Here is a 26,218-nt window from a genome sequence, read left to right as displayed (position 1 = left end):
CTGTGTGATAACTTATCTATATTGTAAAACATTTCATACTCTTATAGGGAAATAAAAGAAAATAGTTCATGACTATTTTGCGAAATAAATCACGTACTTACCATTCCTTGTTCGGTAATAATATTGGCTACTTTCCTGTCAAATTCTTCGATAGGAAGTTGCTCATGCCTTTGTTCCTCAGAAGCAATCATGATGGTAGCACCTGGAAAACCCGTTAAGAAACGGTCATAATAGCCGCCCCCATATCCGATTCTGTATCCCTTGGAGTTGAAGAGAAGACCTGGCACGATCAACAAATCAATATGCTGCTTGGGTAAGTATTTGGTCTTAGCAGGATCAGGTTCCTTCAAACCGAAATAGACAGTCTCTAATTCACTGTAATCGCTAAGCTGATAAAAATTAAGCTCCTTATGATCAGGATCGCATTTAGGTACGCTCACAATTTTTTGTTCTTGCCATCCCTGTTCAATAATAGGAAAAGTAGACCACTCATGCGCTTGTGAGACTGTAACACCAATGGTTTGTGCCTTTTTCCATAATTCAGAATGAAACAGGTGCTCATACATGTAAGCTTCCTTCTCATGCTTCTCTGCTGAAGTCAAGCTTTTCAACATTATTTTACCCTGTTTTCTTAGATCTGACTTGTTCACCGCCATCCTCCTCCTACAATATGGTATAAAAAAAACAGTAGGATAAATTCCTACTGTTTTACTTAGTTTCACGGTGAAGCGTATGCTTGCCTAGACGTGGGCTATATTTCATAAGCTCCAAACGTTCAGGGTTTTTACGCTTGTTTTTAGTACTAATATAATTACGGTCACCAGTTTCGGTGCAAGCAAGTGTAATATTTACACGCATTGTTATCCCTCCATGTCAACAAATCTTTTCACTGTCTTAAACCACATTATCAGACTTAATAATAATAACAAATTACACCCTTACTTTCAAGTGCATTTCTTGTATTAACCTGTAGAAACTTTATGGGTAAAAGGCTCAATTTTATATTGTTTGTTAAATTGAATTAGAAATTTTGATGACAAAAAGAGCAGCACTTCCTTACTGAAGTAAAATGGTCAGCTAAGAAAGATAACCATAATAAGAGAGGATGCCTCAGTAAGCATCCTCTTGTAAATTGTTCTAATTTAAATCATATTGTTTACCTTTAACAAGATAAAAGATGTTTTCACCGATGTTTGTAATATGGTCTCCAAAACGTTCGATATAACGTGCGATATAGGCCATTTGCATAATATGCTGAATCTGTTCATGATTGATGGCTGTTAGTTCAAGCATGTTCTTCACTACATCGCCGCATTTCTGATCGACAACATCATCCATTTCTCCTAGTTTATTGGCTAGAGAAATATCTTCGTATTCAAAGGCTTTGATCGCTAAATCAACCATATCCATTACTAAAATCGCCATTTCACGGAGTTCTGGATCAATTTCAATTCCATGTTCTTTACCCAGATGCAGAGTCGCTTTAGCTATATTCGTCGAGTGATCTGCCATACGTTCTAAATCTGAGGAAATTTTGATAGCAGTAATCAATCTTCTAAGGTCTCTTGCCACTGGCTGCTGCTTGGCAAGCATTAATATTGCGTCATCATTGATTTTTTCTTCTTTTTCATCAATGATGGAATCGTCTTCAATGATTTTCTTTGCTTTCTCAACATCCCCCTGATACAGAACATGAATGGCTGAATCAAGAGAATATTTTGTATCAAGTGCTAAATCCTTAATTTGCTCTTTCAAATCATTTAAATCCTTCTCGAAATGAGCTCGAACAGACATTCGAATCCCCCCTCTTTCTGAATTATTCTATTAACCAAAGCGTCCAGTAATATAATCTTCTGTTCGCTTATCTTGAGGGTTTTGGAATAGCTTATCAGTTTCAGCGAACTCGATTAGTTCTCCGTTTAAGAAGAACGCTGTCTTATCAGAAATACGTGCGGCTTGCTGCATATTGTGTGTCACGATGATAATGCTGTACTTTTTCTTTAATTCCTGAACAAGCTCTTCCACTTTAGCCGTAGAAATCGGATCCAGTGCGGAGGTTGGCTCATCCATTAGGATAACATCAGGTTCTACAGCTAGGGCTCGAGCGATACAAACACGTTGCTGTTGTCCGCCTGATAAGCCGTAAGCATTCTCATTCAAACGATCTTTTAGCTCATCCCAAATTGCTGCATCTTTTAGGCTTTTTTCTACAATTTGATCAAGCACTTCTTTTTTCTTGATGCCGTGAACACGCGGACCGTAAGCTACGTTATCATAAACAGACTTTGGAAACGGGTTTGGTTTTTGGAATACCATACCGACTTTTGTACGCAGGTATTCCTGCTTGAATTTATTGCTGAAAATTTCTTCATTACGATATTTGATAGAACCAGATGTTTTCACGATAGGTACCATCTCAACCATGCGGTTCAAAGTTTTTAAGAACGTTGACTTTCCACAGCCAGACGGTCCAATAATCGCTGTCACCTGTTCTTCTGGCACATTCATATTTACTTCATACAAAGCTTGATCGGAACCGTACCAAAGGTTTAAATCGTTCACTTCTATTACATTATTTACTTTGCTTGGTGTTTGCTTCTTCTCTTTTTTATCTATTGAAGGCGCAGTACTTGTAAATCCACCTACAGTTTCTTGGTTCTCTTTAAGTTTACTCATTATGAAACCCTCCTCATCCATAATTAAAGGCGTCGTTGAAATTTATTTCGAATTAACACAGCAATTGAGTTCATTAATAGTAGAATAGCTAGTAAGACAATAATTCCTGCACCAGCCACAAATTGCCATTCTTCCTGTGGTCTTCCTGTCCAGTTATAAATCTGAATCGGCATAACCGTGTATTTCGCTAATAATGAGTCAGGAAGTGTAAAGATTGCCGTTGCTGCACCTACAATAATTAGCGGTGCTGTCTCACCAATTGCCCTTGATAAGGCTATGATTGTTCCCGTCAAGATTCCTGGCAAGGCTGCTGGCAAAATAACTCTAGCGATCGTCTGCCACTTAGAAGCTCCCATACCGTACGAAGCTTCCTGAATTTCTGATGGCACTGACCTTAACGCTTCCTGGGATGCCACAACGATGACTGGCAAAATCAATAATGCCATGGTAAGACCACCTGCGATCAAAGTATAGCCATAGTTGAACATATATACGAAGAAGGTCAGGCCAAGAAGTCCAAATACAATGGATGGTACTCCTGCCAGGTTTTGAATGTTCACTCTGATAAAATCAGTAAACTTATTCTGAGAAGCATATTCTTCTAAATAAATAGCAGATGCGACCCCTATAATTACTGAAACAATCGCTACAATAACCATTAACAAAATAGAGCCGATTAAACCTGCCCATATTCCTGCATCTTCAGGATAAGGTGCAGGGAAGCTACTAATAAAATCCCAGCTTAAATATCCAATTCCTTGAGTCAATACACGGTAAAATAGAAGCGCCAGAAACACAAGACCAACGGTGGTTGCCAGGAAAAACAGCACCATCATGATCTTATTGATCAAGACCCGGCCTTCCATACGCTTTTTTATTCCTTGTTCGTTCTGTCCAAGCATTAATATTCCTCCCTGAACCTACGTGAAATATACTGTGCAATTAAGTTCATGATTAAGGTAAATACGAATAACGTCATTCCTACTGCATATAGACTGTAATAAATGGTAGAGCCGAAAGTCGTATCCCCAGTTGCTGCCTGCACGATAAAGGCAGTCATTGTTTGAATGGATTGTGTTGGATCCATTGTGAGATTTGGTGTAGCTCCAGCTGCAATCGTAACAATCATTGTTTCTCCGATCGCTCTGGAAATAGCAAGTACAATGGAAGCTACGATTCCTGAGAATGCAGCTGGCAGTACTACTTTAAATACTACCTCTAATTTGGTTGCTCCTAATCCGTAAGCACCTTCACGAAGAGCATTCGGAACAGAGTTCATGGCATCCTCAGATAGAGAAGCAACCATTGGTATAATCATAATTCCTACAACAAATCCACCACTTAATGCATTGAATATTCCTAGGTCAGGAATAAATGACTGAAACATCGGAGTGACAAATGTCAAAGCAAAATAACCGTAAACAACTGTCGGGATTCCCGCTAAAACCTCTAGTACTGGTTTAATAACGCGTCTCGCCTTGTCGTTTGCATACTCACTCAAAAAAATGGCTGACATGAGCCCAAGCGGGACTGCTACAACGGTAGCAATTAGAGTAATGAGCAGTGTTCCTCCAATCAATGGAGCAACTCCATACTCACCAGACCATGGTGACCAACTTGTCCCTGTATAAAAATCAACTAAAGAAACATCTGAAAAGAAACCAACAGATTCACGTAATAAAGTAAATAAAATACCAACTGTAGTCAAAACACTAACAACGGCGCATAGCAACAAAAACCATGGGATTATTTTTTCTATTCTTTCCCCAAAACTTGTCTTTTGCTTTCTTTGCTCTATCATTTGCTGGACATTCAATCTATTTCCCCCGGATTGTAAACTTTTGTCCATCAATAAAACTCCTTTCATCCATCACCAAAAGGCAAGGTGAGACCATTTACAGCCTCACCCACCTTGTTAGATTTTCAAAATCAGCTGTTACTCAGTCCAGCCTTTAATTTTATCAAGCTGTTCTTGATATTTCTCTTCAGGAAGCGCTACATAACCTACTTCTTCAGCTGCTTTAGCTGCATTGTTCAACGTGTACTTTACAAAGTCTTGAACTTGTTTCTTCTCTTTATAAGCATTTACATTAACATAGGTGAACAGCGGACGAGAAAGTGGCGTGTAAGAACCGTCCTGAATTGTTTTACCAGATGGTTTAACAGCTTCAGCATCTTCACCATCTTTAATTCCAAGAACTTTCAAGCTGTCTTTATTCTCAGCGTAGTAAGCATAACCGAAGAATCCGATCGCATTCGGGTCGTTTTGAATACCGCGAACAAGAACGTTGTCATCTTCAGAAAGAGTTGTGTTTTTACCCTCTTTCATTGGTTTTTCTTCTAAAATTACTTCATCGAAGTAGTCAAAAGTACCTGAATCGTGACCTGGAGCATAAATCTTGATTGTTTCATCTGGCCATTCAGGGTTGATGTCAGACCATTTTGTCGCCTCAGATGATTCAAGGAAAATTTGTTTAAGTTGTTCAACAGAAAGCTCATCAACAAAATCGTTCTTAGAGGAAACCACGACAGAAAGTCCGTCATAGGCAAGAGTTAGCGGCTTAAGTTCAACGCCATTCTCTTCAGCAATTTTCTCTTCTTCTTGTTTGATTTCACGAGAAGCATTACTCAAATCAATTTCACCTTTAGTGGATTTCTTGAAGCCTCCACCAGAACCTGAGCTGTTAACAGTAGCGTTAACTTCTGGGTTTTCTGAGCTATAAGTGTAAACAAGGTTTTCCATGATCGGGAATACTGTAGAAGAACCGTCAATTGCGATTGGTCCAGAGACAGATTCAGAAGAACCTTCTTCACCGTTTTCTTCTCCATTACCTTCAGATGATCCGCAAGCTGCAAGTACGCCTAATACAAGGATAAATGCAAGCATAAGAGCTAAACTCTTAAAGTTTTTCATTTCTTTTTCCCCCTATGTCTGTTAATTGATTATTTCCTGCTGGCTTGGCCAACTCACATTTTATATATTAACGAGAGAGTTTTAAGTACATATAAATGAAACGTTAAGGTTTTGTAAATTGGCGAATTTTGCAGAAAAAAAAAGAGTGATACGTCTTGTATCACTCTTTAGTATTTGTTCCTTCTTTAGTTATATCCATCTCTACACCTTCTCTTGAACGTTTTTCTTTTAGTTCAAAATAGGCTTGTCCGATTCGCGCTCCAATATTATTACTAACACTGTACGTTTGAGTAGCTCCAATGCCTACATAAGGCGTCATTACAGAAAACGCAATTTCCGGATCATCATAGGGTGCATAGCCGATCAACGTTTTATTTAATGTATCCACACCATAATAGCCATCACCAGTTTCTCTTGGAATGTACTTCCTTGATTCTGCGGTTCCCGTTTTACCAGCCATTCTATATTGAGCGTAAGGTTCTTTTGAGAAAACACTGCTAGCTGTACCTTGGCTCGTTTGAAAGACTTGGCGGAAGCCCTCTTGAACTCTGTCAATATAATCAGGATCCATTTCAATTTGATTTAACACTTTCGGCGAATAGTCTTTATAGATTGGTCCCAGTCCTTCTGTCTTGCTAGATGGATCATGGATTTCTTTTACTAACTGAAGTTTAATGCGATCTCCTCCATTAGCAATAGTGGAGACGTATTGGTTCAACTGCATAGCTGTATAAGTACTATATTGTCCTATAGAAAAGTCTAAAATGTTTCCTGGCAATGGATTATCACCTTTAAAACCAGTTTCTTCATAAGGAAAATCTAATCCAGTTTCTACCCCTAACCCAAACTGATTGAAGTTGTATAGAAACTTTTCAAACGTTCCATCTTCTAAACGAAGCGAGGGACGATCGTATTGCATATCATACACTCCGCCCATACGCATGGCTAAGAAGAACATATACACGTTTGAAGACTGCTGTAGTGCTGATACGTCATTAATCCATCCGATATTCGGGGTGTAAGACCTTTTCACATCACCTGCAATCGAAACGGGCTTGTCATTAAGTCCAAAACCAGGATCAATCGCACCTTCATGGAGGCCAGTTAAAATGGTAGCACCTTTAACTGTAGACCCCGGTGTATAAGCATTGTAAACAGCCTGATGGGAAGTGTCAGAAAAGCGGTCCTCCCCTTCTTCAGGATCACGATTATAGGTTTGACCTGAAATCGCAAGTACTTCTCCTGTGTTCGGATTTGAAACAACAGCCACGGAATTCTCTAAATAACGGTTCTCCCGTGGAGCTTTTGCTATAGCGTTAGCTAATTCTTCTTGAACAATCTGGTCAACTTTTTTCTGAAGTTCCATATCAATGGAAAGAACAAGGTCTTTCCCCCGTTCACCTTCCCGAATCACTTTGGAGTCCACTACATTATTGTTCTTATCTGTTTCGTATTGAACTTTTTCCTTTGTTCCACGGAGTACTTCTTCATACTCTTGTTCTAGTCCGCTAATGCCTACACGATCATTACGACTGTAATCAAGAGACATGTAGTAGTCTAAATCGTCTCGAGGCACTCCTTGTTCTGTAGAAGTAATACTGCCGATGTAGTTGCGAAAAGTATTTTGAAAAGGATATTCTCTTTTCCAATCAGCTGTCACATTAATACCCGGTAAGTTGGCTAAGTGTTCGGCTACAGCTGAATATTCCTTCTCTGTAATATCTGCATTTTTTACGGTATGAGGAGAAAGAGCATAAGCTTTATCCAATTCTTTCTTTATGACAATAACTTCTTTAATAGCGTCGTCGTACCCCTCAATTTCCTCTTTCTTAATACTGTCTAACTGAAGTTGATAAACTTCCCCATTATCTAAATCTGAGGTATCTTTGTCAGCAATCCGTTCTCGCATTTCATCGCGATGTTTTAAGAAATAGTACTCTTTTAAATCACGTTCACTCAGTTTATTTTCAAAATCCATATCTATATACTTGGCGAGTTTCTCAGCCAGCTCTAGCCGATCCTCAGGCTGGACACCCTTTGGCGGGGTATATGTAATGGAATAGAGGGGCTGGTTGTCAACAATGACACGTCCGAAACGATCGTACATTTCACCTCTTGGTACGGGAATATTAGTCGTTGTATTTTCTGTACGGTCAATTTCGTCCTGAGCCTCTTCTCCATTTAATATTTGAACCACCCCAAGTTGCAAAATAATGCCAGCGAAAAGTAAAAACACTACAAAAAATACCACATTCAAACGAAAAGGAAGATGTGATTTCTTATTTAGACCATTCTTCTTTTTCCCCATGATTGCCCTCTCCCTTTTTCAACAAAATCCGTAACTATTATAGCATCTTTTTCCTACTTAATAATAGACGAGACTCATGGGAGATTTGTTTCAATTATGTGTCGTTTTCATCATTTTCGTGTCAATATTTTTTATAAAGAAGTAAATTACAAAGTGGCCTCCTCCCACTAACAGAAGTATATAAGGGATTCCCGTCTCAGGTGTAATGACTGTGATTGCGCCTAAGAATGTAAGAATGGAGAGAATCCGCCCTAGATTGAGATATATTTCCCGCACAACAATATATTCAATTCTCATTTCCCCCGCGTTCCATGACTTTCCGATCACATCATACGTGAGGGATAAATAAGGAACATACAACAATGGGAAAAACACCCCTGCTATCCCTGCGTAAAGAAGGAGCAAGGACATACTCTTACTTACTAACAAAATCAACACATTTAAATACAGAACCAGCCCCGCTAAAAATATTGCTTTTTTTCTCCTTCTTGGTTTCACAATTCTGCTTACTAAAAAATAAAAGAGGAAAGAACATCCGGAGTAAACAAGATTAAATACCCCAATGGATAGTTCATCCCTTGTCATTAAGAAAATCCAAATAGAAACAGCAAATAAAAAGACGCCTTCTCTGAATCCTTGAGCCACATGGGCATTTAAAATCCTTTTCCAGTTCTTATTATTTCTTCTTTCATTAATAATCCTTCGAAAGGAGAAATTCCCGTTTGCTTTTCTTCTGGATAAACCAAAACTAACTAAAACGGCAACAATAAATAATCCAAAGGATATTGCGAATATAACAGTGTATCCTGTGAAGTTATTGAGCCGGGATATAATGAATCCTGCAAGCAAAGGACCGCTCATTCCCCCAAGAGATTGTAGTACACCTAGGAAGCCATTAAAAAAATCCCTGGTTTCCGGTTCGGTAATCTCAAACGTCAAAACGTTATAAGCAAGCCAGTAAAATCCATATCCAACACCGAGCAGCGCACCCAGCATAATATTAAAAGTAGCAGCTTTCTCTCCTACAATGAGAACAGTCAAAAAAAACAATGACAGTACGGTTACACCTGTACGAAGTACGATGACCCTGTCAATTTTTTTTGCACATTTGCCTGCAAATATAAAAGTTAGAGGCTGCAAAACATAGATGCTTAAATTGTAGAGCGCAATGTCTGTATAGCTGTTGGACTGCTTCCATAAATAAATGTTCACAAATGTACTGGATAAAAATATGCCAAGGGAGTATAAGCCTCCTATTAATAACAGCAATAACAGATCTTTTGATACATTTTCGTGGCTCAGCCACGCACGTAGCTTACTCACCATATCCATGTCTCCTTTGCGTTCTTTCATAGTGTTGTCAGAACGAAAGGAGATATACAAAAAGAAAAGGCATGGATAAACATCCATGCCTTACCGAACTCTTGTTATGCTTATTTAGCAGCGTCGAAACGCTTAGATACTTCGTCCCAGTTTACTACGTTCCAGAATGCTGAAACGTAATCAGGACGACGGTTTTGATAGTTCAGGTAGTAAGCGTGTTCCCAAACATCCAAACCAAGGATTGGAGTTTTACCTTCCATAATCGGTGAATCTTGGTTCAATGTGTCAATGACTTCAAGGCTGCCATTATTCACAACTAGCCAAGCCCAACCTGATCCGAAGCGGCCTTTAGCAGTTTCTTCAAACTTTTCTTTGAATTGATCGAAGCTGCCGAACGTATCGTTAATTTGAGTAGCCAAGTCACCAGTCGGCTCTCCACCGCCATTCGGGGACATGATTGTCCAGAATAGGCTGTGGTTTGCGTGACCGCCACCGTTTCGGCGGACAGCCGTACGAATGTCTTCAGGTACTACGGACAGGTTGTTTGAAAGCAGTTCCTCAAGAGACTTGTCTTGAAGATCTGAATGTCCTTCTAAAGCATTGTTCAGCTTTGTTACATAGCCGTTATGGTGCTTCGTATGGTGGATGTTCATTGTTTCCTTATCAATAGTAGGTTCTAGTGCGTCATAAGCGTAAGGTAATTCTGGTAGTTCAAATTTAGCCATAATGAAAACTCCTCCTTTAAATTAATATGTAAAATTAAGAATGAGACTTGCCCGTCTCTTCTCAATTTTACATTATCAAACCGTACTTGCAGTTGCAAATGTTTTGCAACTGGAAAGATAACTTATCTTCCGATATTAAGAATTCCCTTAATATTGAAATTCAAACATAAAAAATAACAAGCCAAGTAGCTTGTTATTCTAAAAGTGGCTCGGGACGGAATCGAACCGCCGACACACGGATTTTCAGTCCGTTGCTCTACCGACTGAGCTACCGAGCCATAAAGGTATAATTTTTTCTCAGATGAAGTATAGCGCTCAGATATTGATATGTATCATGGCGGAGGAGGAGGGATTCGAACCCCCGCGGGGCGTAAACCCCCTGGCGGTTTTCAAGACCGCTCCCTTCAGCCAGACTTGGGTACTCCTCCGGATGATAAAATTATGGTGGACCCTGCAGGACTCGAACCTGCGACCGATCGGTTATGAGCCGATAGCTCTAACCAGCTGAGCTAAGGGTCCACATGGGGCGGTTGATGGGAATCGAACCCACGAATGCCGGAACCACAATCCGGTGCGTTAACCACTTCGCCACAACCGCCAAGACGCTTAATTATGTATGAAAATAATGGTGGCGGTGGAGGGAATCGAACCCACGACCTCACGGGTATGAACCGTACGCTCTAGCCAGCTGAGCTACACCGCCATCTGATGTCACTCTCTCGAAGCGACATTTATTAATATATCATGTTCACCCTAAAACGTCAAGAAGAATTTCCCCTGCCGTTTTTGGCGACAAAAATAATATAGCACGGACTCGGGTACCTTTCAAGACTTTTTTTAAAAGAATTTTTATTAACTCTAGTCGCAAGGTACTTGGTTATTATAATAACATGAAACCCTCCTTTTTTAAGAATCGCCTCCTTATCCTAAAAGACTTGGATTCCAGATAATAGCTTTGTTTAGATGGGGCTGTTTCCGTTACCTAGTCATCTGGAGAGGTGGTCGTGGAAATGGATCGCTTTCCGCGGGGATGAAGGCAAGCCTCCTCGGTTTGCCACCCCGTGGGGTCTTCCCAGCCATACCATTCCCGCAGGAGTCTCACCATTTCCCCTCTCACCTTGCTATTTTTTGGTGGAACGGGAACGTATGCAAAAGTAGAAACAGTCCATTTAATACAGATGATTCACTATGGAAATATATTCGTTTATCCTGTCAGAATAGGCCATAAGAGCTCCACTATTCAAAAAGAAGCAGCTACTATTTAGCAGCTGCTTCTCTGTTTTTCTTATAAGCTTTCTTTTTCTCCTAACACTTCTTCAGCGATGTTAACAGCATGGTCTCCGATTCGCTCAAGATTGCTAATCATATCAACGAATACGATCCCTGCTTGTCCAGTACAAACCCCTTCATTCAGACGAATGATATGCTTCTTACGATAACTGCGTTCCATGCGATCCAATTCATTCTCTTTCTGAACGACAGCCAACGCTTCTTCTCGGCTCATATTTTCTAAAGCTTTGGTTGCTTGCTTAACTGTCATCAAGGTTAGATCGAACATCGTATTCAGATCATCGATGGCTTGAGGAGTCAAATTAACTTTATTTGAATTTTTATAATCAATGAGCTCGATGATATTTTCAAAGTGATCTCCAATTCTTTCAAGATCCCTTACAGAGTCCATTAGTGCAGAGTGTTTATGGCTTTCTTCATCTGTCAAAGAAGCCTGAGACAAGTCCACTAAATAATCCGTAATTTTTCTGTCTAAATTATTCAATGCATCTTCGATTTGCATAGCAATTTCGGAGTGCTTTTGTTGCTTGTTGTTCAAGTAAAGACTTGTTTCTTCCAAACCTTTATAAGCATATTCACCCATGCGGATGACTTCTTCTTTTGCTTGGTCGAGAGCAAGTGATGGTGATTGCTCAATAAAGATTGGATCAAGATGCTTTGGCTTAAATTCTATCAAAGAGTCTTCACCAGGAACAAGTTTTACAACAATCCAAGCCAATACAGCTACAAACGGAAACTGTACAATTGTGTTAGCGATGTTGAAAGAACCGTGAGCAAATGCAATGGTCATCTCCGGTTCAAGGTTCAAGGCCCCTTGCAACCACTCTACATATAAGGTGTAAGGTTTTAACAGCAATAGAAATACGGTAGCACCAAGAACGTTGAAAATCACGTGTACGAAAGCTGCGCGTTTAGCTCCCACACTCGCTCCGATAGCAGCGAGAACAGCAGTAATCGTAGTTCCTATATTGTCACCAAATAAAACTGGCAGGGCCGCATCTAGACTCATGAGCCCTTCTCCGAATAATCCCTGAAGGATCCCAATCGTGGCACTTGAGCTCTGTACAATAACCGTGAATAAGGTTCCGATGACAACACCTAGAACAGGGTTATCACTCATGGATAATGTTAATTCTTGGAAGGCCTCCAAAGAACGAAGTGGTTTCATTCCGCCACTCATCGTTTCCAGTCCAAAGAATAATGCACCAAGACCAAAGACGGTTTGTCCGATGTTGGTAACCTTTTTATTTTTAAAGAAGAAAATCAAGAAGGCACCTACAGCTAATATAGGAAGGCCATATTCTTTAATATCAATACCTATAATAAATGCAGTCATTGTCGTTCCAATATTAGCACCCATAATTACACCGATGGCTTGCCTAAATGTCATAAAACCGGCGTTAACAAGACCTACCGTCAATACGGTAGTTGTTGAACTACTCTGAACAAGCATAGTAACAACAGCACCAGCAACTACTCCCATCAAAGGATTGCTCGTAAATCGATCTAATAGCTCCCTCAAGCGGTCCCCAGCCACTTTTTGGAGTCCGTCTCCCATATACTTAATACCGAACAGGAAGATTCCGAGACCTCCAATGAATTCAAATATCATCTGCTGCACATTGATATCCAATTATTCTCATCCCTTTCTTCATCCAAGTTTCTACATTTTTCTCTTTTTTTCAAAACACCTTATTCATTATTAACGATAGGCATTTTATTTGTAAAGGATATACGCCAATCTTAACAATAAATTTACATTGAGTTTATACCCACGTAAAATCCATGTGTTTTAGAAAAATCAAAAAATAAAAAGCGCCATCTCTAGGATGACACTTCCTTATGGTTTCTTATGTTGTTTTTTACGTTTCAATGCTATAACTTGCTTTCGGTTTTTCTGCTGTATTTTTCATGATCCGATTATTTTAGTGGGGACCCTCAGGATAACTCTTGTGTTAGAAAGACTATCAGCTTGGAATTTTTATCTAATTGAGCGTTAGAGCATCTTTATATGTTCTGATTGGAATACATCTTAGAGATCATTGGAGTAAAAGTATAAGAAATAATGAATTTACCTTCAGTTATCAATCTTCTTGACGAGGATTTTAGTTCCATCCACAGCCACAACTTTAATGGAATCTTTCCTTGAGATCCATTGCCCATTAGAAACTGCGCTGTATTCCTCTTTGTCTATACTGACCGTTCCTACCGGCCTCATATCTGTAAGTGCCTCACCTGTTTTCCCGACAAGGGACTGGTAGGTTTCTTTCATCGAATTATAGCCCATCTCTGAAGACAATTGATCAGCGAGAGTAATTTTAGTCCACATTTCACGACGCTTAAATACTTTTAAGAAAAGTAAAGAGCCTGCGCCTCCTACTATAACTCCAATTACACTATAAAGACCAGCGACCCAGTTAGGAGCACTGAACCCGACGGCCACAACCATGGCGGCTGCTCCAATTGTAGCAAGTGTACCATCGTTTAATAGTTTCCCATCAATAACCATCAAAATAATCCCAAGAAAATAGACAAGCATCATAATGAAAAACATGTCCATGGCCAAATAACTTGAGAAATACACAGTAATGAAACCTATTCCCAGTACGGCAAATGCTCCTCGCATATTGACTAGCAATTCCCCAATTAGAAACATCGTTCCTAACATGGTTATAAATAACGCAATCCAATCAAAAGAAAGCATGACCCAACCACCCTCTCTTCTTTCTCTGAATACTTCATGTACGATTAAACAACCTTTTTAGTTTCATTATAATATATGATTTTTCTAATTCCCTGCCCCGTGATATAATTTGTTAGGCCTTAAAAAAGTACATTTACAATATTTTTACATGGATTAGGCAACAAATAAGTGTCTTGACTTCTCATTTAAGACAAAAGCCCTTATAATGAAGATTGGAATTTTATAAAGATACCTTTTTTGTAAGTATACAAAGGAGCGATTTTAAATGGCAATTACGCACAGAAAAGATACTCGTCCTGTAAAAGTCGGCGACATTACTATAGGTGGATCAGATGAAGTTGTCATTCAATCAATGACAACAACGAAAACCCACGATGTAGAAGCAACAGTTGCAGAAATTAAACGTTTAGAGGAAGCTGGCTGTCAGGTCGTCCGTGTAGCTTGCCCGGATGATCGAGCTGCAGATGCAATCCCAGAAATTAAAAAACGCATTAATATCCCACTTGTTGTAGATATACATTTCGACTATAAGAAAGCCTTGAAAGCCATTGAGGGCGGTGCGGATAAAATTCGTATCAACCCCGGAAATATTGGAAAACGTGAAAAAGTTGAAGCTGTAGTTAAAGCAGCTAAAGAAAAAGGTATTCCTATCAGAATTGGTGTAAACGCTGGTTCTTTAGAGCGTCACATTTTAGAGAAATACGGATACCCAACAGCTGATGGCATGGTGGAAAGTGCTCTTCACCACATCAAGATTCTTGAAGATCTGGACTTCCACGACATTATTGTATCCTTGAAAGCTTCCGATGTTAAATTAGCCATTGAAGCTTATGAAAAAGCGGCTGCTGCCTTTAATTACCCGATTCACTTAGGAATTACCGAATCAGGGACTTTATTTGCAGGTACGGTTAAAAGCGCGGCTGGTTTAGGTGCTATTTTAAGTAAGGGGATTGGAAGCACGGTAAGAATCAGCTTAAGTGCAGATCCAGTAGAAGAGGTTAAAGTAGCTAAAGAACTTCTGAAATCTTTCGGTCTTGCCTCCAACGCTGCTACCTTGATTTCATGCCCGACTTGCGGTCGAATTGAAATTGACTTAATTTCAATTGCAAATGAAGTTGAAGAATATATTCAGTCCATTAAGGCTCCAATCAAGGTTGCTGTGCTTGGCTGCGCTGTAAACGGCCCTGGTGAAGCTCGTGAAGCTGACATTGGAATTGCCGGTGCCAGAGGAGAAGGTCTCCTTTTCCGTCACGGTGAGATCATCCGTAAAGTTCCTGAGGATATTATGGTTGATGAACTTAAAAAAGAAGTCGATAAACTTGCTGAAGAGCATTACGAGAAACAGCGAAAAGAAAAAGAAGAACAAAACGCTTAAATAGAAAGGTGGACCTGTCCAGGTCCACCTTTTTTTACGCTAAATGAGATTATAAATCGGGGCGAAGAACAAGGCAAATGCGATGGAAACGACACTGACGATGATCGCCATGTTACCTATAGTGTCTGCTCCACGACGCTTACCGATGATACCGAGGATGATTCCTGCTGCTCCTAAAATAATAGGAGCAAAGAAAAAGGAAAGGATGGCAGCTGTTAAACCTAACCACGCCATACCTACCTTGACATCATCTTCCATCCTTGTTTCCTGCTCTTCAGATTTTATCGGCTCGTGAACAGGAGCCACGGCGGCTTCCTGAGCGAACTCTTCCTCATAACTTTCACCATAAACAGGTTGGTTGGGTCCTCGCCCATGATCATCAACCTCTTCTGTCACTTGCTCTAGCTCATCTCCATGTTCTGGAGCCTTTTCTGTTTCTTCCTGATTCTCAACAGGATTCTTCGGATCGTACATAAGAACACCCTCACTTTCTGTTTGGAGAATCATCAATAGTATGTGAAATTTCCGTTCTTTTTAATAAGGGATTTGATGGAATCGTTAGAACTCAAAATTCTGAGCTGCCTTTTTCGCGTGAGTTGGTCCGCCATATTTCAGCTTATTACCTCGCCAAAGTTTATTAATGACGATAAGTGAAGTTTGATATTGATACACATAACCCCAGTGGTTTTCATATCGTGTTATAAGACTGAAGGAAAGGAAGTATAAACCAATGAAAAATGTTGCACAACAATTCATTACGCAAAGGTTGAAGCATTTAACTGTCAGTGATATTCACTCATACAGCAAAAAGTATCGTATTCCTGTTTCCAAAGCAGAAGCGGTAGCAATCGTAAAAGCATTGAAAAAGAATAAAGAAAACCCTTTTGACCCAGAAGGAAGAAAACGGATGTTAATGAAATTGGCGGCAATCACATCGAAGGATACAGCTCGCTCAGTTAATAAAATACTTATAAAGATGGCCAAGGAATATGGTGTCGAGGACTGGCTAAAGTAGGGTTAAACATATAAAAATAAGGCTGCCTTTTCAAGGCAGCCTTATTATATTATTGTTCCATTATTTTTTCTTTTAATGCTTCGTCAAACGTTCCTTCTTTTATCATATTGATTTCAAAGCGATAAGGAGGCTGTTTGTTCTTCTTATCTTCTCCTACATATGGTGTTTCGAGAATCTTCGGCAGCTGCTTCAATTGTGGATGATGAATGACCTTATGAAGGGCTTTAAAACCTATATAACCAAACCCAATATTCTCATGACGGTCTTTTTGTGCACCTTGAATGTTCTTACTATCATTGACGTGAATGACCTTAAGCCTATCTACCCCAACAATACGATCAAATTCATCAAGAACGCCATCAAAGTCTTCAACTACGTTATATCCTGCATCGTGAATGTGGCAAGTATCCATGCAGACAGAAAGCTTTTCATTCATCGTAACCCCATCAATGATTTGAGCTAATTCTTCAAAGCTTCTTCCAATTTCAGATCCTTTACCTGCCATTGTTTCTAATGCAATCTGAACGTTTTGATCTTTATGAAGAACTTCATTTAACCCTTCGATGATTTTGGGCAGCCCTTTATCCACCCCTTGTCCGACATGGGAACCTGGATGAAGTACGATTTGCCTAGCTCCTAACGCTTCCGTACGTTCGATTTCATTTCGTAGAAAGTCTACCCCTAACTGGAACGTTTCCGGCTTCGTCGTATTCCCGATATTAATGATATATGGAGCATGCACCACAATATCTGCGATTCCATTCGCTTGCATATGTTCTTGTCCAGCTTCAATGTTTAATTCTTCTATTGGACGACGTCTCGTATTTTGTGGAGCCCCCGTATAAATCATGAATGTATTGGAACCATAGGCTGCCGCTTCTTCACTAGCCCCAAGAAGCATTTTTTTCCCTTTCATAGACACATGCGAACCTATTTTAACCATATCTTCCTCTACCCCTTTCTATTTCTTTCTGTAACGTTCCCTTTTCAACTTCTTCAAGTTCTTATCAGCTTCTTGCTTCATTTTCTTTTTGTAACCTGGTTTTACTTTCTTTGGTTTACGAACCATCTGTTTCGCTTTTTTCTCTAGGTCCGTTTGTTTCTTCTCTCGCATTTGACGCTCATTATAAGAATTAATTTCTTTCCATTCTCCATTTTTCACTTCATAAAACTCAAAGCTTAACCCTTTTTTCTCAAGTTTTTGTATTAAAGGAAGGTCAGCTTCTTTATAGAGGTTAATGGCCGTTCCTTCTAGGCCAGCTCTCGCTGTCCGCCCGACACGATGGATATAAAATTCTTCTTCTTTTGGCATTTGAGCATTAATGACATGGCTGACACCTTGAATATCTATACCACGGGAAGCTAGATCGGTTGCGACAATATACTGATAACGCAGATTCTGCAGTTCCTTCAGCATCCGCTTGCGCTCTCTTGGTGATAACCCACCGTGGATAACTCCAACCTCTAGGCCGCGGCTTAATAAATCATTGGTTAACTCATCTGCTTGTTCTTTCCCATTTGTAAAAATAATAGCCAAATAAGGTTGGATGGCTTTTGTAATATCCATAATGACATCAGCCGGAGCTTTGTGTCGAAGAGGTATTAATCGATGTTCCATTGACTCCGGTGACGGCTTCTCATCATCAGTTTGAATATACGTAGGGTTCTTTAAATACTTTTTCAAAAAAGGCTGTAAGCGTTCAGGTATTGTGGCGGAGAAAACGAGAATCTGTAATTCCGGATCCATCCGTACAAGGATTTGATCGACTTCTTCTATAAATCCAAGGTCAAGCATCAAATCAGCTTCATCAAGTACAAAAGCCTTAGCTTCATATAAGTCAATGGCTTCTTCTTTAACCATATCCAAAATTCGTCCTGGAGTTCCTACGACAATATGAGGAGGCGCAGAGGATAGCTTATCCATCATTTTTTGTTTATCCGTTCCGCCAATTACAAGCTTGGAACGCCAAACTTGTTCCTTTTCCGCATGCTTGATCGCTTTTTTTACTTCTTCATGTATTTGTATAGCAAGTTCTCTAGTTGGAGCAGTGATCACAAATTGTACGTGCTCTGCCTTCTCATCCAGTTGATTAAACAACGACAACAGATACGCGTGAGTTTTTCCTGATCCTGTGTGAGACTGACCGATCAAACTTTCTCCTCTTAATGCTGCAGGAAGAACCTGTTGCTGGATCGGTGTCGGTTCTTTAAATCCTAACCCTTCAATCATCTGACTGACGGTAGGGTTGATGGCAAATTGCTGAAATGTATGGTTACTCATATACGTACTCCTTTAAAGTTAAATATCCCTATCCTATTATAATAGAGGATAAAGAGAAATGCACGAAAGCACGATGATTTGAGGGGATTCTTTGTCAACTTTGGCTTTACCCTTTATAATGGGAGATGGTATTGTGAAAGTTATTCTATTGGATTGGATGAAGAGGAGGACTTTATATAATGGAAGTCATTAAAATCGCCCCTCGCGGTTATTGCTACGGAGTCGTAGATGCCATGGTCATTGCTCAAAACGCAGCTAAAGACCCAAATCTGCCTCGTCCGATATATATTTTAGGTATGATTGTCCACAACTCTCATGTAACAAAAGCCTTTGAAGATGAAGGCATTATTACAGTAGATGGAAAAAACAGGCTTGACCTTTTAGAAGGAATTAATGATGGAACTGTCATTTTTACTGCCCATGGAGTTTCTCCTGAAGTTAAAGAACGAGCAAAAGCCAAAGGACTTATGACTTTAGATGCTACATGTCCTGATGTAACCAATACTCACAATTTGATTCGTAAAAAAGTGGCAGAAGGATATGAAATCATTTATGTCGGTAAGAAAGGCCACCCTGAACCCGAAGGAGCAATGGGTGTAGCTCCAGGAAAAGTTCATCTTGTTCAAACCGAAGAGGATGTTGACCAGTTAGAGCTTGACCACGACAAATTAATGGTTACCAATCAGACGACTATGAGTCAATGGGATGTCTATGATGTCATGGAAAAAGCCAAAGAGAAATTTCCTCAGCTCGAGAAACAACAAGAAATTTGCATGGCGACACAAGTGCGTCAAGAGGCAGTATCTGAACAAGCTAAGGAAGCTGACTTAACGTTGGTAGTTGGTGATCCAAAAAGTAATAACTCTAACCGTCTTGCCCAGGTCTCTAAAGAGAAAGCAGGGACAGAAGCCTATCGTATCGCTGACGTGACTGAAATCGACCTTGACTGGTTGGAAGGTGTGGAAAAAGTGGCTGTCACTGCAGGAGCCTCTACCCCAACACCAATTACGAAAGAAGTCATCAAATTTATTGAACAATATGATCCAAATGATGTGGATACATGGGTTCGAGAATCTAAGGTTGAACAAAAGAAAATTCTTCCTCGAGTAAAAGCGAAGAAGAAAACGAAAAAGCAAGAACAAAAGAGTTAAGCATAAAAAGTCCTGAACCATTTGCGTTCAGGGCTTTTTATTTAATCTCTGATTTGTGTACGCTTTGTTAATGCGATGTCGAGGAAGGGAGAGCATGAGAAAGCTCACCGGACGCCCACGGAAAGCGACTCCTATTCCTACGTCGCTAAAACTCCACTACTATCTTTTCATCAGCTTTTACATGAACTCAAAAGGCTCTGTATTTGCTTCAGAGATCATAATATTTAATCCATTGTCTTGATTGCAATGCTTTTCTAAGTATTCCTTCACTTTCGGACAAACTATTTTTTCCACATGGTGACCAGGGTCAATGATAGAAAGACCCATTTCCTTGGCGTCCTGTGCCAGATGGAATGTTAGATCTCCTGTTATATAAACGTCTGCCCCGCTTCTTTTAGCTTGATGGATGAACTTTTCTCCACTTCCCCCAAGTAGAGCCACTTGTTTCACTTGCTTAGTCGAATCCCCTACAAAACGAAGGCTAGGAACGCTGTACTTTTCTTTTACAAGTTGGCAAAGTGCCTCTAGGGATACCGGTTCTGTAAGACGTCCAATTCGACCAGCTCCAAGCGTTTCTCCTTCATTCAACAAAGGATACAAATCATAGGCCACCTCTTCATAAGGATGAGCCTCTTCCATCGCTTTCAAAACGACATTTAATTTAGATTTCGGAACGATGGTCTCTATACGTTTCTCTTTCACGATTTCAAGCTGGCCGTTTGAACCGATATAGGGATTCGTACCCTCTAACGGTTGAAAAGTTCCTTCTCCGGAAAGCTGGTAGGTACAGTGGCTATAATTTCCAATATGACCTGCACCTGCATTACTCACTGCATTTCTGAGCGAATCTGCATGATCTTCAGGAACAAACACGGTCAATTTGACTAAGTCATCCTGTTGAGAAGAGAGAAGTGGTCTTACGTTCTCTAAATTCAGCACTTCCGCCATTACATCATTGACTCCTCCTTTAGCCACATCCAAATTGGTGTGAGCTGCATAGACGGTGATGTCGTGCTGTATGAGTTTTCTTATAACTCTTCCTTTAGGGGTATCAAAATTAATTTCGCTCAATTTCATGAAGAGAAGCGGGTGGTGGGCGATAATCAAATCCACATTCTTTTCAATCGCTTCATCTGCTACGTTTTCTAATACATCTAGTGTAACCATCACATTCTCTACAGGTTTATTTAATGTCCCGACTTGTAAACCAACGTTATCCCAATCAAAGGCTAAGTGCTTCGGGGACCATTTCTCGAACTCTCGAATAATCTCTTGGGCCGTTTTAGTGTCGGTCATAATCAAGAACCTCCTTCAACCATATGATTTCGTTGTTTATGCCATCGACTTTATCTTGATCAACAGATGATGCCTTTTTCATTTGCTCAAGTACATACCTCTTTTTATCCAATTCCTCTTGACACTTTTTCCAAAACGTCTCCCCACCTTGTTTAAGCAGATAAGGACCTAACCAAAGTTCTTTTTCGATTTGTTTTTTGTCATAAGGTTGTTCTGGATCTCCTTGTTCTGCCACAAGAATTTCATAAATATGTCCGCTTTCTTCAAGGATGCTTTCTTCAACCAGAGAGTATCCATTATTCAGGAACCAGCGTCTTATAGATCTTGAATCAATATTTGGCTGTACAATTATTCGTTGGACAGCTCCAAGTTTCTCTTTTCCAGCTTCTAAAATATCTCGAATCAGCGGCCCCCCCATTCCAGCTATGACTATTTGATTGACCTCATTTACTTCCAGAACTTCAAGACCGTTCCCAAGCCTTACATCAATTCGATCTTGAAGGCTATGTGAGGTTACTTCATTTTTTGCACTTTCATAGGGCCCTTGATTGACTTCTCCAGCAACTGCTCGAGCTGTCTTATCTTGCAAGCACACATAGCAAGGTAAATAGGCGTGATCTGATCCTATGTCAGCAAAGTGGCTGCCTTCCGGCAAATAAGCAGCCACTTTATATAGTCTTTGCGATAGAGAATTGACATTCATACTCAACGTTCCTTTCTTAAAAAAAGAAAAGCTTTCTGACTGATACAGAAAGCTTTTCCCCTTTTGTTACTATTTCTTTTCTGCTAACCATTCAGCTAACTTCGTAGCCTCTTCACCTGTGTAAAGGCCGGCCGGCATGGCAGATCCTTTACCGTTCACAATGATTTCTTTGATCTCTTCTGCAGAATATCTGCTTCCAACCTCTTGAAGGTTCGGTCCAGCTCCACCGCTTAAATCACCGCCATGGCAACTTGCACATTTGGATTGGAACATTTCTTCTGGGTTAGCGCTGGCTGCTTCTTCCTGTTTTTCTCCACCATTTTTCTCTTCATTTTGAATGGCTTCACGCTGGTTAATTCCAGCAGCTGATACGATGATCATAGCCACAATACCTAAGACTGCAATAATTGCAAATGGAATCACAGGGTTTCTTCTCATTCGGTTGCATCCTCCTTATGTATTCCCTAGAAATAGATTCGTGTCTATTCGACTATATTTATTTTACTTGAAAACCATTACTTATGAAAGGGATAACATGTGAAAACTTACAAAACAATAAAGATTACCACAAATACGAAACCACCAGGACCAAACATCACACAGATATCTCTCCTAATCCCTGCTCAAACCATATTTAACCATTTAAGTGAGATTATTTTAATTGAACCATAACGTTAGTTTAACCACTAAGAATGTAAACATGCAAGGGTTACAAAACTCGACAAAAGCCCTGTTTGCATTATGATGACCATTTCAGTAAAATGAATGACAAGAAATGAAAGGGCTAACAAAACCAAGATTTTAACCACATATCGGGCTATCCCTAAAGTTAGGATTTAACTTTCAATAAAAAAACAGCAATTCATCAATGAGGGAACATTGATGAATCACTGAATTCAATTGGTTTACTCCATGAAATCTTTAAGACGTTTGCTTCGGCTTGGATGCCTTAACTTACGAAGTGCTTTTGCTTCGATTTGACGGATTCTCTCACGTGTTACACCAAACACTTTACCTACCTCTTCAAGGGTCCTTGTGCGGCCGTCGTCTAGGCCAAAGCGTAACCGTAATACGTTTTCTTCGCGATCTGTCAACGTATCAAGTACATCTTCTAATTGTTCTTTCAATAATTCATAGGCTGCATGATCTGAAGGAGATGTCGCTTCCTGATCTTCAATAAAGTCTCCAAGGTGGGAATCATCTTCCTCACCAATAGGTGTTTCCAATGAGACAGGCTCTTGAGCGATTTTCAGGATTTCACGCACTTTATCCGGAGTTAATTCCATGTCTTGAGCAATCTCTTCAGGTGTTGGCTCTCTGCCTAGATCTTGAAGAAGTTGGCGCTGCACACGAATCAACTTGTTAATCGTTTCTACCATGTGAACCGGAATACGAATGGTACGTGCTTGGTCAGCAATGGCACGTGTAATTGCCTGGCGAATCCACCATGTAGCGTACGTACTGAATTTGTACCCTTTTCGATAGTCGAATTTTTCTACAGCTTTAATGAGCCCCATATTTCCTTCCTGAATCAAATCAAGGAATAACATTCCGCGACCTACATATCTTTTTGCAATACTTACTACAAGACGCAAGTTAGCTTCTGCTAGATCTCGTTTCGCTTCTTCATCACCGTTCTCAATCCGCTGGGCAAGGCTGATCTCATCTTTTGCTGATAATAGATTGACACGGCCAATCTCTTTCAAATACATACGAACAGGGTCATTAATTTTGACACCTGGAGGTACACTGAGGTCGTTAAGGTCGAATTCTTCCTCTTTATCGAGCTGCTTCATACTTGGATCAGTTTCTGAATCACCAATTACCTCTACACCTTGGTCATTCAAGTGTTCATAAAATTCATCCATTTGATCGGAGTCAAGCTCAAAATTGGAAAGCTTCTCAGCTACTTCTTCATAGGCAAGGACTCCTCGTTTTTTCCCTATTTCCAACACTTGTTCTTTTGCTTGCTCAAGTGTCAATTCATTAGTATTTTCAGTTTCTTTAGAACGTGATGGCTGTTGTTGCTTATCTGCCATAAGTCCCCCTCCTTCCAACATATCTACACAAACTATGAATGAGTGCTTCTCAGTTCTTTCTTAAGGCGAATGATTTTCATAGCAATTTCAGCTGCTTTAATGGGTTCATTTTGTTGTTCTGCTCTTTTCAAATCATCCTCAAGAGTCTTTATTTCTGTACGATCACTATTCTCTGCTTTGACAGCAGCAATATAATCGTATATTTCTTGATCAGACACTTCTTCACTTAATGAGGCCATTGCTAATTCAATAACAAGATTCTTTAATGCGGGATCATCCAGCTTTTCTACAAATTGACTTACATCCGAATCATTACCGTCTTCATAATATGCATAAAGATGAGTAACAATCACCTGATGATCAGAGATATTGAACCCGCCTCCTAATTCCTCCTGAACTTTATCAGCAATAAGCGGATCTTTCAACATATATGCAATGAGCTTCCTTTCTGCATTGTGAAAAGCGGGAAGCAATCTATTTTGAATAGGTGAATAGCTTTTACGATTAGTATGACGGTTCTGCTCTACGTTATCCCGTGACGATACTTTTTGCCCTCTGATCCGCTGAACTTCTTCTTTCAACGTTTCAACAGACATATCGAATTCATTTGCTAATTCATTAATGTAATGTTCTCGTTCTACGGCTCGTTCAAGTAAAGCTACCTCTTGTAATACGTTTTCGATATAAGCGATCCGATCTCCTTCTAATTGAAGGTTGTAATCCCTCCTGAGATAGCTCATGACAAACGAGACGTAAGTATCGCTTGTATCAAGCACCTCTTTCTGAAACCGATCTCCACCATTTTTTTGTATGAAATCATCCGGATCCAATCCATCTGGAATTCTGGCAACGAAGGTTTGGCATCCCACTGCCTTCATCGTTTTTGCAGCTTTTACTGCTGCTTCTATACCAGGCTGATCACCATCGTAGCAAATAATTACTTTGTCAACGTAGCGTTTTAGCAGGTTCGCCTGGCTGCTCGATAAAGATGTCCCCATCGTCGCAACTCCATTATGGACTCCGGCTTGATCTGCAGAAATGACGTCTCCAAACCCTTCGAATAAGATGACTGTTTTTTGTTTCCTGATGGAGGAACGTGCCTGGTCAAAATTATAAAGCAGCCTTCCTTTATGAAACAGTTCCGTTTCCGGACTGTTTAAATATTTTGGCTCCTGATTTCCGAGGGCACGGCCAGCAAAGGCTACTGTTTTCCCAAGATGATTCCTCAATGGGAAAATAACTCTTCCCCTGAATCTATCCGCATATTCGCCCTGATCGTTTACACTGAGCAACCCTGCTTTAACCATCGTCTGGGGATGATAGCCTTTTTTCTCAAGAAACGTCACTACAAAGTCTTTGGAGTTAGGAGAATAACCAAGCTGGTATTTCTTGATCGTGTCTTCTGTAAATCCGCGGTCAATGAGATATTGATAAGCTGTTTTTCCGTCTTTCGAATTACGCAACAAATGGTGATAGAGCTTGGTAAGCCATTGATGAGCCTCTAAAACATTTTGTGAGTCTTCACTGTGTTGAGCAGGCTCTTCTTTCGTCCATTGTTCAGGTAATTCAATATCGGTCTGTTCAGCTAATTGCTTAACCGCCTGTATGAAGCTGAAGCCTTCCATCTCCATGAGGAAGGTGTACACATTCCCTCCCTTTCCACATCCAAAGCAATGAAAGATTTGCTTATCAGCAGAAACGGAAAAAGAAGGAGTGTTTTCCCCGTGAAAAGGGCAAAGTCCAAAATAGTTTCTTCCTTGTTTTTTCAAGTCGACATATTCACCTATTATGTCAACAATATCCGTTGACCGGCGAATTTCATCTACTTTTTCTTCTGGAATATGTCCAGCCATACTTCATCACCACTAAACAAATATTCGATGCTGTTTACTGAAAACCTTCAATTTGAGACAACATTTTTTCAAGTTGACCGCGAAAGTGCTCTCGGTCTGCCTTCGTAAAAGCTGACGGTCCCTTCCATTTTCTGCTACGTTTCATCGTTTGCTGACGGATATGCTTTTGCTCCATTATTGTATTCGCTTCATCTTCTTTAACTAGTTTACCTCTCGGTGTAATTACATAAACCCCTTTGGATGTCAATAATACAGCGAGCGACAAATCCTGAGATACAACTAGATCTCCTGCCATCGAATGATTAATAATATATAAATCGACGGATTGAGATCCATGATCTAAAAATGTCCAATTTTGATCGAGTTTATCCGGGCTATAATGGTTTACTGTGGCTACAAATTTTGGGGTTACACAAAAGCTTGAGCAAACCTCGACAATTTCATTTTGAACGGGACAGCTATCGGCATCCACCCACACATTTTGAATTTGTTTTGACATAGTATCACTATTTCTACAATCAAACATAGAATCCTTCTTAATTTAGAATGTTTTATTTTTCTGAAA

24 protein-coding genes and 5 tRNA genes are annotated in these 26,218 nt (G+C 40.0%); 3 read left to right on the top strand and 26 right to left on the bottom strand.

Annotation, left to right across the window (positions count from 1 at the left end; genetic code table 11):
- Positions 1 to 89 precede the first annotated feature (89 nt).
- From HM131_RS09490 to HM131_RS09410, 17 genes are all read right to left on the bottom strand, one after another.
- On the bottom strand, positions 90 to 650 hold the full coding sequence (locus HM131_RS09490; protein WP_198162753.1) for a 5-formyltetrahydrofolate cyclo-ligase: 561 nt from the start codon (positions 648 to 650) through the stop codon (positions 90 to 92).
- Positions 651 to 708: 58 nt separating this feature from the next.
- Positions 709 to 858 carry a 50S ribosomal protein L33 gene (rpmG, locus tag HM131_RS09485; RefSeq protein ID WP_035551360.1) on the bottom strand — a complete coding sequence of 50 codons (150 nt, stop codon included), beginning with the start codon at positions 856 to 858 and terminating at the stop codon, positions 709 to 711.
- Between the two features lie 279 nt (positions 859 to 1,137).
- Positions 1,138 to 1,794, bottom strand: a complete 657-nt coding sequence (gene phoU / locus HM131_RS09480; RefSeq protein WP_085029526.1) for a phosphate signaling complex protein PhoU — start codon at positions 1,792 to 1,794, stop codon at positions 1,138 to 1,140.
- A 30-nt stretch (positions 1,795 to 1,824) separates the two neighbouring features.
- Positions 1,825 to 2,676, bottom strand: a complete 852-nt coding sequence (gene pstB, locus HM131_RS09475) for a phosphate ABC transporter ATP-binding protein PstB (RefSeq protein WP_085029525.1) — start codon at positions 2,674 to 2,676, stop codon at positions 1,825 to 1,827.
- Between the two features lie 23 nt (positions 2,677 to 2,699).
- Positions 2,700 to 3,578: a phosphate ABC transporter permease PstA gene (pstA, locus tag HM131_RS09470; protein WP_085029524.1), complete on the bottom strand. Its 879-nt coding sequence runs from the start codon at positions 3,576 to 3,578 to the stop codon at positions 2,700 to 2,702.
- On the bottom strand, positions 3,578 to 4,525 hold the full coding sequence (gene pstC / locus HM131_RS09465) for a phosphate ABC transporter permease subunit PstC (RefSeq protein WP_085029523.1): 948 nt from the start codon (positions 4,523 to 4,525) through the stop codon (positions 3,578 to 3,580). The genes pstA and pstC overlap by 1 nt, the downstream gene beginning before the upstream one ends.
- 87 nt (positions 4,526 to 4,612) lie before the next feature.
- Positions 4,613 to 5,590 carry a PstS family phosphate ABC transporter substrate-binding protein gene (locus HM131_RS09460; RefSeq protein WP_085029522.1) on the bottom strand — a complete coding sequence of 326 codons (978 nt, stop codon included), beginning with the start codon at positions 5,588 to 5,590 and terminating at the stop codon, positions 4,613 to 4,615.
- 160 nt (positions 5,591 to 5,750) lie between these two features.
- Complete coding sequence (locus tag HM131_RS09455; protein ID WP_085029521.1) at positions 5,751 to 7,898, bottom strand: peptidoglycan D,D-transpeptidase FtsI family protein; 2,148 nt, start codon at positions 7,896 to 7,898, stop codon at positions 5,751 to 5,753.
- A gap of 90 nt (positions 7,899 to 7,988) precedes the next feature.
- Positions 7,989 to 9,224, bottom strand: coding sequence for an MFS transporter (locus tag HM131_RS09450; protein WP_085031910.1), 1,236 nt, complete (start codon positions 9,222 to 9,224; stop codon positions 7,989 to 7,991).
- Between the two features lie 107 nt (positions 9,225 to 9,331).
- Positions 9,332 to 9,946, bottom strand: a complete 615-nt coding sequence (locus tag HM131_RS09445) for a superoxide dismutase (RefSeq protein ID WP_085029520.1) — start codon at positions 9,944 to 9,946, stop codon at positions 9,332 to 9,334.
- Positions 9,947 to 10,151: 205 nt separating this feature from the next.
- A tRNA-Phe gene (locus HM131_RS09440) sits at positions 10,152 to 10,224 on the bottom strand.
- Between the two features lie 57 nt (positions 10,225 to 10,281).
- Positions 10,282 to 10,374: transfer RNA gene (locus HM131_RS09435), tRNA-Ser, on the bottom strand.
- Positions 10,375 to 10,388: 14 nt separating this feature from the next.
- Positions 10,389 to 10,465: transfer RNA gene (locus HM131_RS09430), tRNA-Ile, on the bottom strand.
- A gap of 3 nt (positions 10,466 to 10,468) precedes the next feature.
- A tRNA-His gene (locus HM131_RS09425) sits at positions 10,469 to 10,544 on the bottom strand.
- 28 nt (positions 10,545 to 10,572) lie between these two features.
- Positions 10,573 to 10,649, bottom strand: a tRNA-Met gene (locus HM131_RS09420).
- Between the two features lie 582 nt (positions 10,650 to 11,231).
- The gene (locus HM131_RS09415) at positions 11,232 to 12,869 is read right to left on the bottom strand and encodes a Na/Pi cotransporter family protein (protein WP_198162752.1); all 1,638 of its coding nucleotides are present in this window, start codon (positions 12,867 to 12,869) and stop codon (positions 11,232 to 11,234) included.
- Positions 12,870 to 13,313: 444 nt separating this feature from the next.
- Positions 13,314 to 13,940, bottom strand: coding sequence for an NfeD family protein (locus tag HM131_RS09410; RefSeq protein WP_085029519.1), 627 nt, complete (start codon positions 13,938 to 13,940; stop codon positions 13,314 to 13,316).
- A gap of 271 nt (positions 13,941 to 14,211) precedes the next feature.
- Between HM131_RS09410 and ispG the strand changes: the two genes are divergently transcribed.
- Positions 14,212 to 15,315 carry a flavodoxin-dependent (E)-4-hydroxy-3-methylbut-2-enyl-diphosphate synthase gene (gene ispG, locus HM131_RS09405; RefSeq protein WP_198162773.1) on the top strand — a complete coding sequence of 368 codons (1,104 nt, stop codon included), beginning with the start codon at positions 14,212 to 14,214 and terminating at the stop codon, positions 15,313 to 15,315.
- 39 nt (positions 15,316 to 15,354) lie between these two features.
- Here the strand turns inward: ispG and HM131_RS09400 are convergent, their stop codons facing one another.
- Positions 15,355 to 15,789, bottom strand: coding sequence for a DUF4190 domain-containing protein (locus tag HM131_RS09400; RefSeq protein ID WP_085029517.1), 435 nt, complete (start codon positions 15,787 to 15,789; stop codon positions 15,355 to 15,357).
- 256 nt (positions 15,790 to 16,045) lie between these two features.
- Here HM131_RS09400 and HM131_RS09395 point away from each other — a divergent pair, with 256 nt between their 5' ends.
- Positions 16,046 to 16,330 carry a DUF2624 domain-containing protein gene (locus HM131_RS09395; RefSeq protein ID WP_085029516.1) on the top strand — a complete coding sequence of 95 codons (285 nt, stop codon included), beginning with the start codon at positions 16,046 to 16,048 and terminating at the stop codon, positions 16,328 to 16,330.
- Between the two features lie 49 nt (positions 16,331 to 16,379).
- On the opposite strand, the gene HM131_RS09390 is transcribed toward HM131_RS09395, so the two are convergent.
- The gene (locus HM131_RS09390) at positions 16,380 to 17,273 is read right to left on the bottom strand and encodes a deoxyribonuclease IV (protein WP_085029515.1); all 894 of its coding nucleotides are present in this window, start codon (positions 17,271 to 17,273) and stop codon (positions 16,380 to 16,382) included.
- Positions 17,274 to 17,291: 18 nt separating this feature from the next.
- Positions 17,292 to 18,611: a DEAD/DEAH box helicase gene (locus tag HM131_RS09385; protein ID WP_085029514.1), complete on the bottom strand. Its 1,320-nt coding sequence runs from the start codon at positions 18,609 to 18,611 to the stop codon at positions 17,292 to 17,294.
- A gap of 179 nt (positions 18,612 to 18,790) precedes the next feature.
- On the opposite strand from HM131_RS09385, the gene HM131_RS09380 reads away from it, so the two are divergent.
- Positions 18,791 to 19,762 carry a 4-hydroxy-3-methylbut-2-enyl diphosphate reductase gene (locus HM131_RS09380; RefSeq protein WP_085029513.1) on the top strand — a complete coding sequence of 324 codons (972 nt, stop codon included), beginning with the start codon at positions 18,791 to 18,793 and terminating at the stop codon, positions 19,760 to 19,762.
- 177 nt (positions 19,763 to 19,939) lie between these two features.
- On the opposite strand, the gene HM131_RS09375 is transcribed toward HM131_RS09380, so the two are convergent.
- The 6 genes from HM131_RS09375 to HM131_RS09350 all read right to left on the bottom strand — a co-directional run bounded on the left by HM131_RS09375 (position 19,940) and on the right by HM131_RS09350 (position 26,179).
- Positions 19,940 to 21,058, bottom strand: coding sequence for a Nif3-like dinuclear metal center hexameric protein (locus tag HM131_RS09375; RefSeq protein ID WP_085029512.1), 1,119 nt, complete (start codon positions 21,056 to 21,058; stop codon positions 19,940 to 19,942).
- Complete coding sequence (locus HM131_RS09370; protein WP_085029511.1) at positions 21,045 to 21,761, bottom strand: tRNA (adenine(22)-N(1))-methyltransferase; 717 nt, start codon at positions 21,759 to 21,761, stop codon at positions 21,045 to 21,047. Before HM131_RS09370 ends, HM131_RS09375 begins: the two co-directional genes overlap by 14 nt.
- A gap of 69 nt (positions 21,762 to 21,830) precedes the next feature.
- Positions 21,831 to 22,199 carry a cytochrome c550 gene (cccA, locus tag HM131_RS09365; RefSeq protein WP_085029510.1) on the bottom strand — a complete coding sequence of 123 codons (369 nt, stop codon included), beginning with the start codon at positions 22,197 to 22,199 and terminating at the stop codon, positions 21,831 to 21,833.
- 467 nt (positions 22,200 to 22,666) lie between these two features.
- Entirely contained in the window at positions 22,667 to 23,800 is a 1,134-nt protein-coding gene (gene rpoD / locus HM131_RS09360) for an RNA polymerase sigma factor RpoD (RefSeq protein WP_085029509.1), read from the bottom strand.
- A gap of 32 nt (positions 23,801 to 23,832) precedes the next feature.
- The gene (gene dnaG, locus HM131_RS09355; protein WP_085029508.1) at positions 23,833 to 25,653 is read right to left on the bottom strand and encodes a DNA primase; all 1,821 of its coding nucleotides are present in this window, start codon (positions 25,651 to 25,653) and stop codon (positions 23,833 to 23,835) included.
- Between the two features lie 34 nt (positions 25,654 to 25,687).
- Entirely contained in the window at positions 25,688 to 26,179 is a 492-nt protein-coding gene (locus HM131_RS09350) for a YaiI/YqxD family protein (RefSeq protein ID WP_157130789.1), read from the bottom strand.
- Positions 26,180 to 26,218 lie beyond the last annotated feature (39 nt).

Source organism: Halobacillus mangrovi (genome assembly GCF_002097535.1).
Taxonomy (GTDB): domain Bacteria; phylum Bacillota; class Bacilli; order Bacillales; family Halobacillaceae; genus Halobacillus; species Halobacillus mangrovi_A.
Note: the sequence above shows the minus strand (reverse complement) of the source record. Positions and strands in the feature narration are given on the sequence as shown.